The organism is Vibrio sp. 378, assembly GCF_033339435.1.
This window is the reverse complement of record NZ_JAWOUO010000007.1, coordinates 13,839-30,458: the sequence shown is the minus strand read 5'-3', so window position 1 is coordinate 30,458 and position 16,620 is coordinate 13,839. Positions and strand designations below refer to the sequence as shown.

At 42.9% G+C, this 16,620-nt stretch carries 17 protein-coding genes; 12 read left to right on the top strand and 5 right to left on the bottom strand.

The genetic code is table 11. The annotated features are described in order from the left end of the window. Window positions 1-233: 233 nt before the first annotated feature. Window positions 234-1,067, bottom strand: a complete 834-nt coding sequence (locus R7Q48_RS14210) for a S1 RNA-binding domain-containing protein (protein ID WP_017633794.1) — start codon at window positions 1,065-1,067, stop codon at window positions 234-236. A 192-nt stretch (window positions 1,068-1,259) separates the two neighbouring features. Between R7Q48_RS14210 and R7Q48_RS14205 the strand changes: the two genes are divergently transcribed. Then, complete coding sequence (locus R7Q48_RS14205; protein WP_005377421.1) at window positions 1,260-2,612, top strand: hypothetical protein; 1,353 nt, start codon at window positions 1,260-1,262, stop codon at window positions 2,610-2,612. Between the two features lie 33 nt (window positions 2,613-2,645). Here R7Q48_RS14205 and R7Q48_RS14200 read toward each other — a convergent pair whose 3' ends face one another. Further along, entirely contained in the window at window positions 2,646-3,143 is a 498-nt protein-coding gene (locus R7Q48_RS14200; RefSeq protein WP_005377418.1) for a DUF4442 domain-containing protein, read from the bottom strand. Window positions 3,144-3,515: 372 nt separating this feature from the next. On the opposite strand from R7Q48_RS14200, the gene R7Q48_RS14195 reads away from it, so the two are divergent. Both R7Q48_RS14195 and R7Q48_RS14190 read left to right on the top strand, forming a co-directional pair. Next, the gene (locus R7Q48_RS14195) at window positions 3,516-4,574 is read left to right on the top strand and encodes a 3-deoxy-7-phosphoheptulonate synthase (protein ID WP_005390197.1); all 1,059 of its coding nucleotides are present in this window, start codon (window positions 3,516-3,518) and stop codon (window positions 4,572-4,574) included. A 21-nt stretch (window positions 4,575-4,595) separates the two neighbouring features. Then, window positions 4,596-5,078 carry a YajQ family cyclic di-GMP-binding protein gene (locus R7Q48_RS14190; RefSeq protein ID WP_005377415.1) on the top strand — a complete coding sequence of 161 codons (483 nt, stop codon included), beginning with the start codon at window positions 4,596-4,598 and terminating at the stop codon, window positions 5,076-5,078. A 101-nt stretch (window positions 5,079-5,179) separates the two neighbouring features. On the opposite strand, the gene R7Q48_RS14185 is transcribed toward R7Q48_RS14190, so the two are convergent. Then, a complete protein-coding gene (locus tag R7Q48_RS14185; RefSeq protein ID WP_005390199.1) occupies window positions 5,180-6,100 on the bottom strand; it encodes a bifunctional precorrin-2 dehydrogenase/sirohydrochlorin ferrochelatase in 921 nt (306 codons plus the stop codon). 460 nt (window positions 6,101-6,560) lie between these two features. Here R7Q48_RS14185 and R7Q48_RS14180 point away from each other — a divergent pair, with 460 nt between their 5' ends. The 6 genes from R7Q48_RS14180 (at window position 6,561) to R7Q48_RS14155 (ending at window position 11,797) form a co-directional block, all read left to right on the top strand. After that, window positions 6,561-7,589 (top strand): amino acid ABC transporter substrate-binding protein, encoded by a 1,029-nt coding sequence (locus R7Q48_RS14180; protein ID WP_005377403.1) that lies wholly within the window; start codon window positions 6,561-6,563, stop codon window positions 7,587-7,589. Window positions 7,590-7,662: 73 nt separating this feature from the next. Next, on the top strand, window positions 7,663-7,788 hold the full coding sequence (locus tag R7Q48_RS14175; protein WP_262601749.1) for a hypothetical protein: 126 nt from the start codon (window positions 7,663-7,665) through the stop codon (window positions 7,786-7,788). A gap of 19 nt (window positions 7,789-7,807) precedes the next feature. Further along, window positions 7,808-9,013, top strand: a complete 1,206-nt coding sequence (locus tag R7Q48_RS14170) for an amino acid ABC transporter permease (RefSeq protein ID WP_170890643.1) — start codon at window positions 7,808-7,810, stop codon at window positions 9,011-9,013. A gap of 1 nt (window position 9,014) precedes the next feature. Continuing rightward, window positions 9,015-10,112: an amino acid ABC transporter permease gene (locus R7Q48_RS14165; RefSeq protein ID WP_005389988.1), complete on the top strand. Its 1,098-nt coding sequence runs from the start codon at window positions 9,015-9,017 to the stop codon at window positions 10,110-10,112. Window positions 10,113-10,135: 23 nt separating this feature from the next. Next, window positions 10,136-10,885 (top strand): amino acid ABC transporter ATP-binding protein, encoded by a 750-nt coding sequence (locus R7Q48_RS14160; protein ID WP_005377400.1) that lies wholly within the window; start codon window positions 10,136-10,138, stop codon window positions 10,883-10,885. 249 nt (window positions 10,886-11,134) lie between these two features. Further along, a complete protein-coding gene (locus tag R7Q48_RS14155; RefSeq protein WP_025766607.1) occupies window positions 11,135-11,797 on the top strand; it encodes a Bax inhibitor-1/YccA family protein in 663 nt (220 codons plus the stop codon). A 76-nt stretch (window positions 11,798-11,873) separates the two neighbouring features. Here the strand turns inward: R7Q48_RS14155 and R7Q48_RS14150 are convergent, their stop codons facing one another. Continuing rightward, entirely contained in the window at window positions 11,874-12,248 is a 375-nt protein-coding gene (locus R7Q48_RS14150) for a chromosome partitioning protein ParB (RefSeq protein WP_005377398.1), read from the bottom strand. A 908-nt stretch (window positions 12,249-13,156) separates the two neighbouring features. Between R7Q48_RS14150 and R7Q48_RS14145 the strand changes: the two genes are divergently transcribed. Next, window positions 13,157-13,486 carry a TusE/DsrC/DsvC family sulfur relay protein gene (locus tag R7Q48_RS14145; RefSeq protein ID WP_005377396.1) on the top strand — a complete coding sequence of 110 codons (330 nt, stop codon included), beginning with the start codon at window positions 13,157-13,159 and terminating at the stop codon, window positions 13,484-13,486. A 2-nt stretch (window positions 13,487-13,488) separates the two neighbouring features. On the opposite strand, the gene yccX is transcribed toward R7Q48_RS14145, so the two are convergent. Next, complete coding sequence (gene yccX / locus R7Q48_RS14140) at window positions 13,489-13,761, bottom strand: acylphosphatase (protein ID WP_017634611.1); 273 nt, start codon at window positions 13,759-13,761, stop codon at window positions 13,489-13,491. A 90-nt stretch (window positions 13,762-13,851) separates the two neighbouring features. Between yccX and R7Q48_RS14135 the strand changes: the two genes are divergently transcribed. Continuing rightward, window positions 13,852-15,255 (top strand): methyl-accepting chemotaxis protein, encoded by a 1,404-nt coding sequence (locus tag R7Q48_RS14135; protein ID WP_318132340.1) that lies wholly within the window; start codon window positions 13,852-13,854, stop codon window positions 15,253-15,255. Between the two features lie 161 nt (window positions 15,256-15,416). Continuing rightward, a complete protein-coding gene (locus tag R7Q48_RS14130) occupies window positions 15,417-16,610 on the top strand; it encodes a class I SAM-dependent methyltransferase (protein ID WP_318132339.1) in 1,194 nt (397 codons plus the stop codon). Window positions 16,611-16,620: the final 10 nt, after the last annotated feature.

The window sequence follows — 16,620 nt, the reverse complement described above, 5'->3', positions numbered from 1 at the left end:
TTTTTAATTCGTAAGTATGAAAGCAAGTGGGCTCGCTAGCGATCCGGACACGCTGTACTAAACTAGTTGTATCAAAGTAATGCTTTGATGTGGCATTTCTCTCTATGTTAACCAACAAAATTATTGTTGGACAAGTTTAGCGCAGGCTCTGCGGAGCCGTTTCCCCTAGGCCCAAAAAAAGGAAAAGTTTGGGCCGTTTTTTTGGCTGTAGATCCGCTATACGTGAGTTTGGACTACGCTAGACGAATACCGTCTTTCTCAATGACAATTTTACCCTGCTTGTATAAGCCACCGATGGTCTTTTTATAAGTCCCTTTACTTGTGCGGAAAGCATCAAAAATCGCTTCAGGAGACGACTTGTCATTCAAAGGCAAAAATCCGCCTTTCTTCTCTAGCAGGTCAAGGATCTTACTAGAAAGATCGTCCATTTTCGCCACACCGACTTTTTGTAGAGCAAGGTCGATTTTGCCATCTTCACGAATGTGCTTAATAAAGCCTTTCAGCTTTTTACCGATGTAAAGCTTACCAAAAACATCCGATGGGAAAATCATGCCCCAATGCTTACCGTTAACGATAGCTTTATAACCAAGTTGACTACGCTCTGCGATGATCAAATCAACTTGTTCGTTAACTTCATAATTCGCTGGAGTTTTATCTAACCATTTATTGAACTTAGTCGTACCAACAATGCGACCTGACGCTTTGTCGGTATAAACATACACTAAAATGGTTTGTCCGGCAGAGAAGCGAGTGCGTTGCTCACTAAAAGGAATCAGTAAGTCCTTTTCTTTGATGCCCCAATTTACAAAAGCACCTGTCGCATTCACACCCTCAATCTTCATTAAACCCCATTCACCCACTTGGGCAATTGGTCTTTCAATGGTCGCAGCAAGTTGGCTTTCTGAATCGAAGTACAGAAATACGTCTACATGCTCACCAATTTCAGTACCCTCTGGTACATACTTACTAGGTAGTAGAACAGAACCGTAATCATCGCCATCCAGAAATACGCCAAAATCAGCCTTTTTAATGACTTCTAAGCTGTTAATTTGACCAATTTTAATCATTGATTTTGTCTCTTTTTAAATTTACGTGGAATTATACCTAAACTAACAAGAAAATCAGAGAGAAAAGCATAGTGCTCTGTTATGCTGTTGTCGTTCAGCTATATGCCCCAGTCACTCTTTTAGCACTCTTATACTTACCTGCTCAACGGAACGCATAAGTTAAGAATGCTTTAGCAAAGTCAGGAGCTTTCTTTGGTCACCGTCGATAAACAAGACTCAATAACATTAAAAATCAGTCATGCACTCGCAAAGAGCAAAAGTGTCGACCTAGATATTTACTTTTTTATACCTGGTGAGCTTGGTTTAAACGCCGATATCATCAGTGAATCCGAATTTTATTACACCTCAATCACACAGCAACGATCTTATTACAGTACTGAAATCCTTCTTCCGCTAGTACACAGTCGACTTGCCAAACGTGGACGCCTGTCGAATCAGCAATACCGAGTAAGTTTGAGTTTGTTCGCTTACCAATACGTTATCGCGCTAGACAAAGCGGTAGCAAGTTTAAACAAGCATGAGAACAACTCCGTAACGGAAGATGAAGTGGACGAAGTTATCGAGCTCACGCTTGAGATCTTAAAGCGCTTGCGGCGTTCTATTCCTTATGAAGAGAACTTAAAACGCTACTACGTTAACATCGATAACTATCTGTCTTGGTATACCGAGCAAAAGTTCCTGTCACTGGTGGCCCATCTACCACGTGAAGGCGACTATGGCACGATTAAAAAGCGTCTGATCACGCTATGTGAGAAAGAGCAAGCCCATCGTAAACTCAACAAATACAACTCATCAAGAGTCGTTGAAGACGTTACTCGCCTATCTAACAAAATGCGCTTGCTAAGGCGATTGATTGAACACCCTATCGTGCTTCGTGAAGAAACCATATCGATGGGTAACAACATTAAGCGCGCTATCAAAGGTATTGCAACCGGTTTAGTGATGGTTGTCGTGACCTCAACCGTGATTCTCGCTCGCGATTATCTGGGGGAAATTTCTGCCTCATTCATTATCGCGATGTCTTTTATTTACGCTTTACGAGAAATCTTTAAAGATGATTTACGCGATGCCATGTGGCGATGGATCCGTAAAGGCAAGCCAAAATGGCGTAAGAAGTATGTTGACCCAACGACGAAAAAAGTGGTTGGCAAAAAATTGGAGTGGCTCGATTATCGTACCTTAAGTAGCTTGCCGGATAAGATTCAAAGAATACGTAAAAAGCGCGTCGTGCAACGTGAAGAGCAGATTCTTCATTATCACGAGAAAACCGAAATGGCGACCTCTCTTTTCTTGAGTGGTTACGAACAAACGAGAGAAACATTGAACATCAGTTTGCGCCCTATCATCCGCTTGATGGATAAAAGCTCAAACCGAGTTTACCGTTTAAATGAAGGTCAAGTAACCAAAGAGTCAGTAGAGAAACGTCATTTGCTCAATGTGATTGTCAAAGAGGACAACCACACTGATGAGCCTGTTTATTACCGCTGGAAAGTGGTCTTAAATCGCTCCAAAATCGTCTCTATCGAGAAGATTGAACTCAATTAAGCCACCGCCTTTAAACAAGCGAGCCACAAACCACTAGGCAGCCTCTTTTCTTTGTTGGGCTGCTTTTTTTATCGAAAGAGTAAGCGAGAATTCAGCCATTGGCTCGTCACCATGTAAGTTAGGACACAGCGCGACAATTTTTACGTCACGATTTACTCGTTCACCCGTTGCCAAGGTGTGCTCGAGCATCTCATCAATGACATGACCATCATTGCAAACAAAGTGCACATCGGCTTCCGGGCGCTTTAAAAACTCGGCTTTCACACCTTTAAATGCTAGCGAGATCGCTTCTCCCTTTTCTTGCGCTTTACTCATAGCAAGAAAACCACCAGCAACATCAGCGCCAACGGCTAAAGCGCCGAAATACATGCTATTCAGGTGGTTCTTCGTTCTTCTGCGCAATGGGATACGAACCTCAACATGCTTGCTATCTATCGCAATGATTTTAGGGTGGCAAAGCCAAATCAGCGGCACTTTTGAAAAGCCAAACAGATTTAGATACAAATTCGCACGACGTAGAGCTGATAACATTTTGGTCTCCTTACCAATCTAGTCAGACCAGTTAATCAACGAAAGAAATAGATGTCAAAGAAATGTTAACAAAAGCTCGATCTCACGAGTTATTTAACCCTCAGGAAGTGACGGCGTCACCCGTAAGGTATGAAGTTTATCGCAGTTACTTAGATTACCTTACAGCGAGATAGAGAAAATGGTTATAAATTCAAATGTATATATATTGATTTAATGATCAAGTTTTGTCATTTATACATAAGTCATTTAAATGAATACCTACACCTTTGTATACAATTCGGTATTTCCTGGCGAAGATTCCCGTGAAACGGTTTATTCCTGCCTGTAATTCCGTTATCTTTACCCCTTCGCAATAGAGAATAAAGCTATAACATGCCTATAAAAACAGATGAATTGAGAACCCAACCTTTGGGTCCAATGCCTACCCCAGCAGAGCTAGGTAGTGTACATCCTATTACGGATGACGTTGCAGACCGTATCGCTCAATCTCGTCGTCAGATTGAAAACATTTTATCGGGTGAAGACGATCGCCTTCTTGCGATTGTAGGTCCGTGTTCTGTTCACGACACTGAAGCTGCCATTGATTACGCCACTCGCCTGAGTGAAATCCAAGACAAGTACAAAGACGAGCTATTTATCGTGATGCGTACTTACTTTGAAAAGCCTCGTACAGTAGTTGGTTGGAAAGGTTTGATTACGGACCCTAACCTAGATGGTTCTTACGCACTTGAAGCTGGTCTTCATAAAGCTCGTAAACTACTACTGGATATCAACAAGCTTGGTCTTGCGACTGCTACTGAGTTTCTTGATATGATCACTGGCCAATACATCGCGGATTTGATCACTTGGGGCGCGATTGGTGCTCGCACAACGGAATCACAAATTCACCGTGAAATGGCGTCGGCACTATCTTGCCCAGTTGGTTTCAAAAATGGCACAAATGGCAACGTAAAAATTGCAATTGATGCAATTCGCGCATCGAAAGCATCGCATTACTTCTACTCGCCAGATAAGAACGGTCGAATGACGGTTTACCGCACAAGTGGCAACCCTTACGGTCATATTATTCTGCGCGGTGGAGAAAAAGGCCCTAACTTTGATGAAGCATCAGTCAAACAAGCATGTGATGCTTTAGCTGAGTTTGGATTGCCACAACGTTTGGTTGTGGATTTCAGCCATGCAAACTGTCAGAAGCAACACAGAAAACAAATCGACGTAGCTCAGGACATTTGTAACCAAATTAAGTCAGGCAGCACTCGTATTGCGGGTATCATGGCTGAAAGCTTTATTCTTGAAGGCAATCAGCCAATGACTGACATCAATAACCTAACGTATGGTCAGTCTATTACAGATCCATGCCTAGGTTGGGAAGACACTGCTACAATGCTAGATATGCTGGCAAGCGCTGTTAAGTCCCGAAAGTCCCTATAACAAAATAATCAAGGAATCTTCATGCCATCGTTTGATATTGTTTCTGAAATCGATACGGTTGAACTACGTAACGCCGTTGATAACGCTAACCGTGAATTGTCTACTCGTTTCGATTTCCGCAACGTAAATGCGAGCTTTGAGCTAGTAGAAGAAAACGTAAAAATGTCTGCGGAAGGTGACTTCCAACTTAAGCAAATGCGCGACATTTTACGCGGCCACTTAGCGAAGCGTAACATTGACGCGAACGCAATGGATGCACAAGACCCAGACGTTACTGGTAAAAACTGGCACCAAACTCTGCTTTTCCGCCAAGGTATTGATACTCCAACGGCGAAAAAAGTAGTGAAACTTATCAAAGACGCAAAGTTAAAAGTACAAGCCTCTATTCAAGGCGACAAAGTACGTGTTACTGGTAAGAAACGCGACGACCTGCAAGCGACAATGGCAGCGATTCGTGAAGCAGAGATGGGTATCCCATTCCAGTTTAACAACTTCCGTGATTAATCAATCTGAGAAGTAAATAAAAACGCCAGCGCATAATCCGCTGGCGTTTTTTATTGGCTTTAGTGTAACGAACTACGTATCCACTTTAGCATTTGGCATTGCTAGATAACTAAGTCCTGCCCTTGCAGCAATACGAATTCGCTCGTTCCTTGTGGTATGAACACGCAAATTCGAAGCTTTTCAGCTTTAGCCTTAGCCAGCATATCCGAAAGCTCAGCAGCGCTCGAGAAAGCTTCTCTTTCTGCATCTCTTCGTATTAGTTCTAACACATTCGCTTCACATCGAGTTGAGTACAGAGCCAGCTCCGCTTGTTGCATATAGCGTACGGCTTTTATTGGCAACATCTCAACATCTTTCCCAACATGAACCCAAGTACAACTTCCCTTTTCATCTAAAGGTGTTGCCATGGTCGCTTGGTAAATTGCTTCTAACTCTCGATTATCTCGTGCGTTTTCAACCTCGGGATTCGAGAAGAATTGCTCCCAAAACTTACGGCGTAAATCGACGCTAGGCAATGCCTCTTTAATTGAGTTTCGCTTTGAGTTAGCAAAATCCGCCATCAACCCCATGTTTTGTGGCAGTATCGATTCAAGCTTTTCACGGATGTTTCGAATTAAAACTGGCGAAGCTCCACCACTAGAGATAGCGATTTGGATGCGGCCACGATTAATCATTGACGGCGTGATGAAATCACAGTAAGGCTTATCATCCACAACGTTAACCAAGATGCCTAGCTCTTTAGCATCTTTGTACACTTGGTGATTTAGCTCAGGATTGTCTGTCGTCGCCCACACTTGAACAAAGCTTTTAGTGACAATGTCACTCGAATAGAAACGTTGTACCCAGCGCAGTTGATGCTCAGAAGCAAGCTTAGACAGAAAATCAACCAACGTCGGAGAAACGATAGTCACATCCGCCCCAGCCTTTAGCAACGCTTCCACCTTTCGGCTTGCCACCTCACCGCCACCCACGACGAGAACGGGTTTATTAATTAAATCTAAGAACAGAGGAAAATATCGCATTTCAATCCATGATTACTCTAATTAGCTGTTGTAGACCATGCTACCAAAAATGGGGCAAGCTCATCACCCTGTTTCGGTATCACAAATAATTTTTGTTTGAATTTTTACTGAACTTCACCTTGCTCAGCTAATGACAGTTTTAATAACAACTTTTTATTCTTTTGTATTGTTCACTCTTCTATTGATTGTTCTGATGCACCAAATTGTCCATGAATTGCACTATTTACAAACAATTAACATTTCGTCATTCTAAATCTCAAGGCACTTTGTAAGTTCTCTCAAAACTTCATTTAAATTATATATTTGAGAATTAACAGATCCTTTCCTACGCTTATAACTGGTTGATCTATCGAATGCCGTTTCTTCGAAAATCAATCACGTAGGACGATAACTCTAACGAATTGGACACGTTATTTCAGGTCACTCCTGATTAAACATGGATCATACAGGAAGGATACAAATGGCAAATAAACTCACAGTTCTTGCTTCCGTCGTAGCGGCTTCTACTGCGATGATGGCAACATCAGCTCAAGCAGCAGACACTACTCTGGACAAAGTCACAAAACAAGGCTTTCTTACTTGTGGCGTAAGTACCGGTCTACCTGGTTTCTCTAACCCTAACTCAAAAGGCGAATGGGAAGGTATCGACGTAGAATATTGCCAAGCACTGGCTGCAGCCGTTCTTGGGGATAAAACGAAAGTTAAATATGTACCCCTAACCGCAAAAGAACGTTTCACTGCGCTTCAATCTGGTGAGATTGATGTGCTTTCCCGTAACACGACCTGGACTCTCCACCGTGACACTGCACTGGGCCTAAACTTCGTAGGTGTGAACTACTACGACGGTCAAGGTTTTATGGTGAAGAAGGAACTTGGTATCTCAAGTGCTAAAGAGCTTGATGGTGCGTCGGTGTGTGTTCAATCAGGTACAACAACCGAGCTAAACCTTGCAGATTATTTCCGCAACCAAGGCATGGCGTACAAACCCGTGGTATTCGACACAGCTGCGCAAACTTCGAAAGGTTTTGATGCGGGACGCTGTGACGTATTAACAACTGACCAATCTGGCCTTTATGCACTACGTTTGAATTTGAAAGATCCGTCCTCTGCGGCCGTTCTTCCAGAAATCATCTCTAAAGAGCCACTAGGTCCAGTCGTTCGTCAAGGCGATGATCAATGGTTTAACATCGCTAAGTGGACATTGTCTGCGATGATTAACGCTGAAGAATACGGTATTAGTTCGAAGAATGCGGATGAAATGCTGAAGTCAACAGATCCAAACATCAAGCGTATCCTCGGTGTTGATGGCCCTAAAGGCAAAGGGTTGGGTATCCGCGACGATTGGGGCTACCAGGTTATCAAACAAGTTGGTAACTATGGTGAAAGCTTCGAACGTACAGTCGGTACTGGTTCGCCGTTAGAAATCTCTCGTGGCGTTAATGCGCTATGGAATGCAGGCGGCTTTATGTACGCGCCACCAATCCGATAGAAAGAGTTAATCAGGGCGGTTCATGCCGCCCTTTTTCTTGATTATATCTCACTGTATGAGTAAGGATCGCTCATTGGATGGCGAAAAGCGCTCGCTTGGTGGAACGGCTTTAAAGGTTCGTAAGCCACTAGACATGAGAGCGTTATTCTTTAGCCAGCAAGGACGAAACTTCGTTATACAGGCCGATATCTATAACTAAGGTTTGAGGTTATCGCTGTATGAAACCGACACAAGATGCATCGCCAAGTACGATGTCCAAACCAAGCGGAAGCAAGAGCCTGATTTATAATCCTGCCTTTCGTTCTGCTATTTTCCAGATCATTGCCATTGCTGCACTGGTATTTTTCTTTTACACGATTGTAAACAACGCTCTCAATAACTTAGATGCTCGTGGTATTGCAACGGGCTTCGGTTTTCTGAATCAAGAAGCCGGGTTTGGTATTGGGTTAACATTAATTGAATACGATGAAACGTACTCTTACGGTAGAACATTTATCATCGGCCTTCTTAATACGGCGTTAGTCTCTGTATTAGGTATTATTCTGGCTACTGTGATTGGCTTTACCATGGGGGTTGCCCGCCTTTCTTCTAACTGGTTAGTTAGTCGTTTAGCGGCAGTTTATATCGAAACTTTCCGAAATATCCCCCTTCTTCTGCAAATATTCTTCTGGTATTTCGCTGTTCTTCAAGCATTACCCTCACCACGCCAAAGCTTAAGTCTTGGTGAAGCTATTTTCCTGAACGTTCGTGGCTTATATTTCCCTGCACCGACTATGGAACCTGGCAGTAGCTACGTTATTGCGGCGTTAATCTTCGGGGTAATCGCAAGCTTATTAATTAATATATGGGCGAATAATAAGCAACGTCTCACTGGGCAACAAACCCCAATGGGAAGAATAGTTTTGGGTTTAGTTGTTGGCCTTCCATTGGTTGTGTACTTCCTTGCTGGTATGCCAATTTCACTGAATTATCCTGAACTAAAAGGGTTTAACTTCCGAGGTGGTATTAGCATTATTCCTGAATTGGCTGCGCTACTTTTGGCATTGAGTGTTTATACAGCTTCTTTCATTGCTGAGATTGTTCGCTCTGGTATTAATGCGGTTAGTCATGGTCAAACCGAAGCAGCGATGTCGCTAGGCTTACCACGCTCGAAAACTTTAAAGCTTGTTGTCATTCCTCAAGCGTTACGAATTATTATTCCACCTTTAACCAGTCAATATCTCAACCTCACCAAAAACTCATCGTTAGCGATGGCGATTGGTTACCCAGATCTTGTCTCTGTGTTTGCTGGTACTACCCTGAACCAAACGGGACAAGCGATTGAGATCATTGCGATGACGATGGGCGTGTACTTGACATTAAGTCTGATTACGTCTGCATTAATGAACTTGTATAACCGTAAAGTCGCGCTGGTGGAGAGATAATATGAGTACTCATCAATTTCAACCGGATCTCCCACCACCCGCCAATACTGTAGGCTTCGTTGGTTGGATGCGGAAAAATCTATTTAATGGCCCTATCAATTCCATTGTTACTGTCATTCTTGCGTATATTGTCGTAACTGCAATATGGTATATCGTGGATTGGGCGTTTATTAACGCAGACTGGATTGGCTCAACGCGTGACGACTGTAGCCGAGATGGTGCTTGCTGGGTATTTATCAGCGTGCGCTGGGAGCAGTTCATGTATGGTTTTTATCCAGAGTCCGAACTATGGCGCCCTCGCCTGTTCTATATCACATTAGCCATATTTACTGTTTTACTCGCGTATGAGAAGACACCGAAACGGATGTGGATTTGGCTTTTCTTCGTAAACATCTACCCATTCATCATCGCTGGACTTTTATACGGTGGTGTCTTTGGACTAGAAGTGGTCGATACACACAAATGGGGTGGACTACTCGTTACGCTCATTATTGCGTTAGTTGGTATCGTAGTTTCACTGCCAATAGGTGTGGTGCTTGCGCTTGGTAGACGTTCAGAGATGCCGATCATTCGCAGCATTTGTACCGTCTACATTGAAGTTTGGCGTGGCGTTCCGCTGATTACGGTTTTGTTCATGGCTTCGGTTATGCTTCCATTATTTATGTCTGAAGGTTCAGAGACAGATAAACTGATTCGCGCCCTTATCGGTGTGGTTATGTTTGCCTCAGCTTACATGGCAGAAGTGGTACGCGGTGGTCTACAAGCCATTCCTAAAGGTCAATATGAAGCCGCTGATGCGCTTGGGTTAAGTTACTGGAAAAAGACTGGGCTGATTATCTTGCCACAGGCGCTAAAGATTACTATTCCTTCTATCGTGAACACTTTCATCGGTTTGTTTAAAGACACCAGTTTGGTACTCATCATTGGTATGTTTGACGTACTCGGTATAGGGCAAGCAGCAAACACCGACCCTGAATGGTTAGGTTTTGCTACAGAAAGTTATGTATTTGTCGCGTTAGTGTTTTGGGTATTTTGTTTTGGCATGTCGCGCTATTCGATATGGCTTGAAAACAAACTTCATACCGGTCACAAACGATAACTCATCAAGATCAAGGACGTATTATGACGCAACAACAAGATTACATGATCCAATTGAAGGACATGAATAAATGGTATGGTGAGTTTCACGTACTAAAAAATATTAACCTCGACGTTAAGCGCGGCGAGAAAATCGTTATCTGTGGTCCATCAGGGTCGGGAAAATCAACGATGATTCGCTGTATTAACCGTCTTGAAGAGCACCAAGCAGGCAGCATTTACGTCTCTGGTACGGAATTAACTGAAGACTTAAAGAACATTGAAGCAGTGCGCCGAGAAGTGGGCATGTGCTTTCAACACTTTAATCTCTTCCCTCATTTAACCGTACTGGAAAACTGTACGCTCGCGCCTATCTGGGTGAAGAAGATGCCAAAAGATGAGGCAGAAGCAGTTGCGATGAAATATCTGGAACGTGTAAAAATTCCAGACCAAGCGGAGAAGTATCCCGGTCAGTTGTCTGGTGGTCAGCAACAACGTGTGGCGATTGCTCGCTCTTTGTGTATGAACCCTAAAGTCATGCTTTTTGATGAGCCAACATCTGCACTCGACCCGGAAATGGTTCGCGAAGTACTGGATGTAATGGTCGAACTCGCCGAGGAAGGCATGACTATGCTATGTGTGACACATGAAATGGGCTTTGCTAAAGAAGTTGCCGATCGCGTGATATTCATGGACGCAGGAGAGATCATCGAAGAAAACAACCCGGTCGATTTCTTTGAGAATCCTCAATCGGATAGGACCCAAAACTTCCTAGCGCAAATCTTACACCACTAAGATTTAGCCGAATCGACATAAAAAAGCACTGGTTTCTGTGAAGCCAGTGCTTTTTGTTACTAAATTCAAAAATCTGTGTAAGAATCAACATAGCTATGCTAGGCAGTAATATTGTGTTACAAGTTGCCAAATACATAACATCTTATTTCTATTATTATTTTATCTAAGTTACGTATGGTTAGGGCTTGATTTTTTGAACTTTCAATCCCATAAATGTACTTAAAAGAAAGTCTCTTATCGAGGAAGATTATGAACAGTCCAATGTTTACCCGCACTTCAACTCAAGAAAGTGCTCTACAAACGAACAAAGTATTGCGTAATACTTACGCTCTACTTTCAATGACACTTTTATGGTCGGCAGTCGTTGCTGGCGTTGCAATGGCATTTAACCTTCCACATCCAGGTATCATCCTAATGCTGGTTGGTTTCTACGGCCTATTATTCTTAACAGAAAAAAACCGTAACAACAGTCTTGGCCTTGTGTTTACGTTCCTATTTACTGGCTTCTTAGGTTACACCGTTGGCCCTATTCTAAACATGTACATCGGTGCAGGCATGGGCGATATCGTATTAACCGCACTCGGTGGTACGGCACTATCTTTCATGGCAGCATCGGCATACGCACTAACAACGAAACGTGACCTATCGATGATGGGTGGCTTAATGCTATCACTATTTGTTGTGCTGGTTGTGGGCATGATTGCAAGCTTCTTTATTCAATCAACCCTGTTACACTTGGCGTTGAGCAGCTTGTTTATCATTTTCTCTACTATGGCGATCCTGATGACAACACAAAGCATTATTCGTGGCGGTGAAACAAACTATATCTCTGCGACAGTAACTTTGTATGTATCAATCTACAACATCTTCATCAGCCTACTAAGCATTCTAGGTATTATGAACGACGATTAATCGTTTCTCGTTAAGTAGAATCAAAAAGCCCGAAGGTAATTCCTTCGGGCTTTTTCTTTGTGTGCAATTCAGTGTATTACGCCTGCTCTACTGACAACTCGATAACTTCGTCAGCTTCTGGATTTTCTCTAAAGCGTCTCACTTTGATCGTTTCCTCTCCTAACATGATTTGCTTGGCGATTCGGTGCATACCGTCAAAAACACGATAGTCACTGGTTAAGATTACCGGATACGACAAATCAGCATTGTTGATTCGTTGGCAATGTTTTGCAATTTCGCGGCAGGTTGGCTGTGGCCCTTCATGACTAAACCAAGTCACTTCATTTGGGCCTTTGATATCATCAATCGAAATTTCTTCTACAGGTAAGGATTCTGCAAGTTGCCAAATACGCTCGATGGACCAAGTGGATTTTACATTGTCATTAATCTCAATGTAACGTTGTTTCGACATGACTAACTCCTTGTCATCATTGTTGTTTCTAACCTGAATACAGGCTTTCATTAATCCAATGAGAATATCGGTCTATGAAAACAAACACAACGTTTAAGCTATTAATTCTCAAACAATCGCTATATCGCTTGTATGAGCGCTTTATAATCACCTCTCTCAGTTTGTAAACTGATTTCAGGGTATAACTTGTCTTAATTCAAACCGCGACTTCGCAATCGCTCATCGACTGATGACAAGAAGCAAAATACTCCAAACGCAACCCACCAATAACCGAACATCTTGAGCGCGGGCAACCAGACTACTGATTTACCAGCTACGCTAAAAAATATGTAGGCCGACATCATCGGTGTCACTAACATGACTCCCCAAGTCAAAAAAAGTAACGGCCCATAGATGTACTGCAACCAAGCATACTTCGGTTTTATAGGATTATGTTTTACAAATCCCGTCAGACATAGAAAAGAGAAAATGCTAAAGCATGCTTGCAGTACCGCCCATCCAATGGAAACGAAAAGATTCGACCACTCCATACACTCCTGAATTGCTCCGTGTTGTTGTTAAGCATGGGTGAACATAACGATTTTTTTCAATTTATTCTTTTGATTTAAAACTAGTTTATATTCGTTGTGATCGACTTATCTAAAACAATAAATATAACTGACAAATCAATCACACCAGGCGAATTGCATAACAATGCAAAACCACCGATATCAACCCCGAAAATTTTCTAACAACACGAATAAAAAAACAAATTTATGCTTAAAATATAATTTAAGAGTATTCAGTTATAGGCCACTACTTTGTACGCTTTTGATTCGCTCGATACGACTTCGAGATTCTTTTGTTGAGAACATTCTCGGCTGTCGCTAATCTATAAACATCCATGTTTACTTAACGGATAAAACGTTATGTTCGTTTACAACGGCAAAGAAATTGAAACGGATGCTCAAGGCTACTTATTGGATCATACTCAATGGGAAGAAGGTATGATTGAGCTTTTAGCAAAAGAAGAAGACATCGAGCTTACGGATGCTCATTTGGAAGTTGTGCATTTTGTGCGAGACTTTTATGAAGAGTTTAATACCTCCCCTGCAGTACGTATGCTTGTGAAAGCGATGGAAAAAGCGCACGGCCCGGAAAAAGGTAACAGTAAGTATCTATTCAAGCTGTTTAAAAAGGGACCAGCCAAACAAGCAACCAAATTAGCCGGCCTACCAAAGCCAGCTAAATGCTTGTAGATTCATAAAATTTTAAAACCGCGTAACGGCTTATACGACGCAGGCTCCTGCATCACATGCTCTACTGTTGCCGTTCGCGGTCCTTCTTGTAACCATTCCGAAAACGCAACTATTTGCGCGTCTGTTCCACACGCCATCACTTCAACATCACCATTGTTTAGGTTCTTCGCATAACCTGTTAACCCTAGCTTCAATCCTTGATGGGAAGTATGGTAACGAAAGCCGACGCCTTGAACGTGACCTTTTACTATAAATCTCTCACACTTTACGTTCATCTTTGTACCGCTTCTTTTTACTGAGTGATATATTCTTTGCGTCTATTCACCCCACTAAGGATAGTGGGTTTTTGCACGGTTATTATAATTATGAAAGAAATTCCATTCCGCTGGATTGATAAGTATCTCATTCACTTAAAGATTCAAGAAAAGTTCTATTTGCTCTTCGTTCTCCCTCTTCTTGCTTTAGTCATTCTCACACTCGTCCTTAATAGCGCGGCTAATACACTGATCTCAAATATGTACCAAGAAGAGCTCATGCTTATGAAAGGTCTGATAGAGGCAGGCAACCTTTCTCAATCTCAAGTAGCAAGCCTCATCGCTGGTTCAGAAACCGTTTCTATTGGCTCTGGTTCGCAATCCGTGTCTGTTTTAAATGGTACGTACAGTTTGGTTGCGAACCATGAACTTTCTTTATGGGCTGCCCTATCAACGACTCAAGTAAGCATTATCTGTGTGAGCTTGTTTATTCTCGCTCTTGGCGTTTACTACATCATGACGTTTATTGGCGGCGCGATGTTCACGATGAACAAAGCATTAAACACTCTTGCGGGTGGCGACTTAACTGCGAGAATGAACTTCTTCCCTGTTCGCGACGAGTTTAGTGAAATTGCTATTACGATAGACAAAGTTGCAGAACGAGAGCAACAAATGGTGCTGTCGATTCAAGAGTCTGTGGCGTTAATGCAACAAATTAGCTCAGACCTGAATCAATCGATTCATCACAGTTCAGATATTTCAGCGACTCAGCAGGAACACCTCAACTCTCTTGCGAGTGCAACGGAACAAATGGCATCAACGATTCGAGAAGTCGCGACACTAGCTCACGATTCAAGCACGCAAACCGATGATGCGCGAAACGTGGCTCAGTCTGGACAAGTGAAAGTTGAGAATACGCTTCACTCGATTTCGAACCTTTCTAATGAGATTCAATCTGCGTCTCAAGCCGTTGCCGAGTTAGATGCCAATGCAGCACAAATTGATGAAGTCGTGACAACCATCAATGGGATCTCCGAGCAAACCAACCTACTTGCTCTGAACGCGGCTATTGAAGCTGCACGTGCTGGAGAACAAGGTCGTGGATTTGCGGTCGTTGCGGATGAGGTTCGCGCTCTTGCGGGACGCACTCAGCAAGCGACAGTTGAAATCCAAACGATGATTGAATCATTACAGCGTAACAGCCAGTCGCTTACTAAGCTGATGGAAGTGACAGTTAATAATGCAAATGAGGGACAAAACCTCATGACGGAAGTGAATCACGAAATCGGCTCTTTGGCAGATAAAAATCAAACTATCTCCGACAGTAGCATTCAAATTGCAACAGCAGCTGAAGAGCAAGGTGTAGTCGCGGACAATATCGCCTCAAGCGTTGAAGAGATTCGAGTTCAAGCAGATAACGTGTGCAATATGATAAGCACGACTTCACAAAACGTTGATCAACTGCGTAAGCAAAGCGACACCATGGAAACACTACTTACTGGACTTAAAGCATAGCAACGGAATCTGTTACAGCAAATTCAAATAAAAGGGTCACTTTAGTGACCTTTTTTGTATTTAAAAGTCACTACAATGTACTGGATTGCCGAGGGATATTGCTTTTACCATTCACATCCCGGACAATACGCCCCTTTCAAAATTCAACAAGAGCTAATGAAATGACAGCTGCTATCTATTTGGTTAAAGGTCGTGAGAAATCGGTCAAGCGCAAGCACCCTTGGATCTTCTCTCGAGGCATCAACAAAGTTGAGGGCGAACCTGCTCTTGGCGAAACGGTTGATGTATTCACTCACGACGGTAAATGGCTAGCTAAGGCGGCATATTCGCCAGCTTCACAAATTCGTGCTCGTATTTGGAGTTTTGATAAAGAAGAAATCGACACCGCGTTTTTCGTTAAACGACTTAAAGACGCACAACTTCTTCGTGAAGACATTATCGAACGTGATGGCCTTACGGGTTATCGCCTTATCGCAGCAGAGTCTGACGGCTTACCAGGCGTTACGATCGACCGTTACCAAAATTTCTTTGTGTGCCAACTTCTCAGTGCTGGCGCAGAACACAATAAGCAGGCTATTGTTGACGCTCTGGTTGAGTGCTTCCCTGATTGTAATGTGTACGAGCGCTCTGACGTGGCCGTTCGTAAAAAAGAAGGTTTAAAAGAGATCACGGGCGTCTTGCACGGCGAAGAGCCACCTAAATCGGTCGTCATCGAAGAAAATGGCGTAAAGATTAGTGTAGATATCGTTGGCGGACACAAAACAGGTTTCTACCTAGATCAACGTGATAGTCGCCAGCAAGCGATGAAATATATGAAAGGCAAAGAAGTTCTTAACTGCTTCTCTTACACTGGTGGCTTCGGACTTTACGCTCTAAAAGGTGATGCAAAGCGTGTGATTAACGCTGACGTGTCACAACCTGCTTTAGATACCGCAAAATTCAACGCAGAACTAAACGAGTTTGATATTTCGAAGAAGCGTGCCGTCTTCCTAAATGCAGAGGTGTTTAAGCTGCTTCGTGAGTATCGTGATCAAGGAACTCAGTTCGATGTTGTGATCATGGACCCACCGAAGTTCGCAGAGAGCAAAGCACAACTAAACGGCGCATGTCGTGGTTACAAAGACATCAACATGCTAGCAATGCAAATTCTAAAACCGGGCGGCACGCTACTGACCTACTCGTGCTCTGGCTTGATGGATCAAGTTCTGTTCCAGAAAATCATCGCTGATGCAGCCGTAGACGCTAACCGCCAAGTAAAGTTTGTGGAGCGTTTTGAGCAAGCCGCTGACCACCCAACCGATACCGCATATCCAGAAGGTTTCTACTTAAAAGGTTTTGCATGTAAAGTGCTTTAATTATTGCCTG

Coding starts and splice junctions, on each gene's coding strand:
- R7Q48_RS14210 (WP_017633794.1), bottom strand. CDS start 1,067: ATGATTAAAATTGGTCAAATTAACAGCTTAGAAGTCATTAAAAAGGCT.
- R7Q48_RS14200 (WP_005377418.1), bottom strand. CDS start 3,143: ATGTTATCAGCTCTACGTCGTGCGAATTTGTATCTAAATCTGTTTGGC.
- R7Q48_RS14195 (WP_005390197.1), top strand. CDS start 3,516: ATGCCTATAAAAACAGATGAATTGAGAACCCAACCTTTGGGTCCAATG.
- R7Q48_RS14190 (WP_005377415.1), top strand. CDS start 4,596: ATGCCATCGTTTGATATTGTTTCTGAAATCGATACGGTTGAACTACGT.
- R7Q48_RS14185 (WP_005390199.1), bottom strand. CDS start 6,100: ATGCGATATTTTCCTCTGTTCTTAGATTTAATTAATAAACCCGTTCTC.
- R7Q48_RS14180 (WP_005377403.1), top strand. CDS start 6,561: ATGGCAAATAAACTCACAGTTCTTGCTTCCGTCGTAGCGGCTTCTACT.
- R7Q48_RS14170 (WP_170890643.1), top strand. CDS start 7,808: ATGAAACCGACACAAGATGCATCGCCAAGTACGATGTCCAAACCAAGC.
- R7Q48_RS14165 (WP_005389988.1), top strand. CDS start 9,015: ATGAGTACTCATCAATTTCAACCGGATCTCCCACCACCCGCCAATACT.
- R7Q48_RS14160 (WP_005377400.1), top strand. CDS start 10,136: ATGACGCAACAACAAGATTACATGATCCAATTGAAGGACATGAATAAA.
- R7Q48_RS14155 (WP_025766607.1), top strand. CDS start 11,135: ATGAACAGTCCAATGTTTACCCGCACTTCAACTCAAGAAAGTGCTCTA.
- R7Q48_RS14150 (WP_005377398.1), bottom strand. CDS start 12,248: ATGTCGAAACAACGTTACATTGAGATTAATGACAATGTAAAATCCACT.
- R7Q48_RS14145 (WP_005377396.1), top strand. CDS start 13,157: ATGTTCGTTTACAACGGCAAAGAAATTGAAACGGATGCTCAAGGCTAC.
- yccX (WP_017634611.1), bottom strand. CDS start 13,761: ATGAACGTAAAGTGTGAGAGATTTATAGTAAAAGGTCACGTTCAAGGC.
- R7Q48_RS14135 (WP_318132340.1), top strand. CDS start 13,852: ATGAAAGAAATTCCATTCCGCTGGATTGATAAGTATCTCATTCACTTA.
- R7Q48_RS14130 (WP_318132339.1), top strand. CDS start 15,417: ATGACAGCTGCTATCTATTTGGTTAAAGGTCGTGAGAAATCGGTCAAG.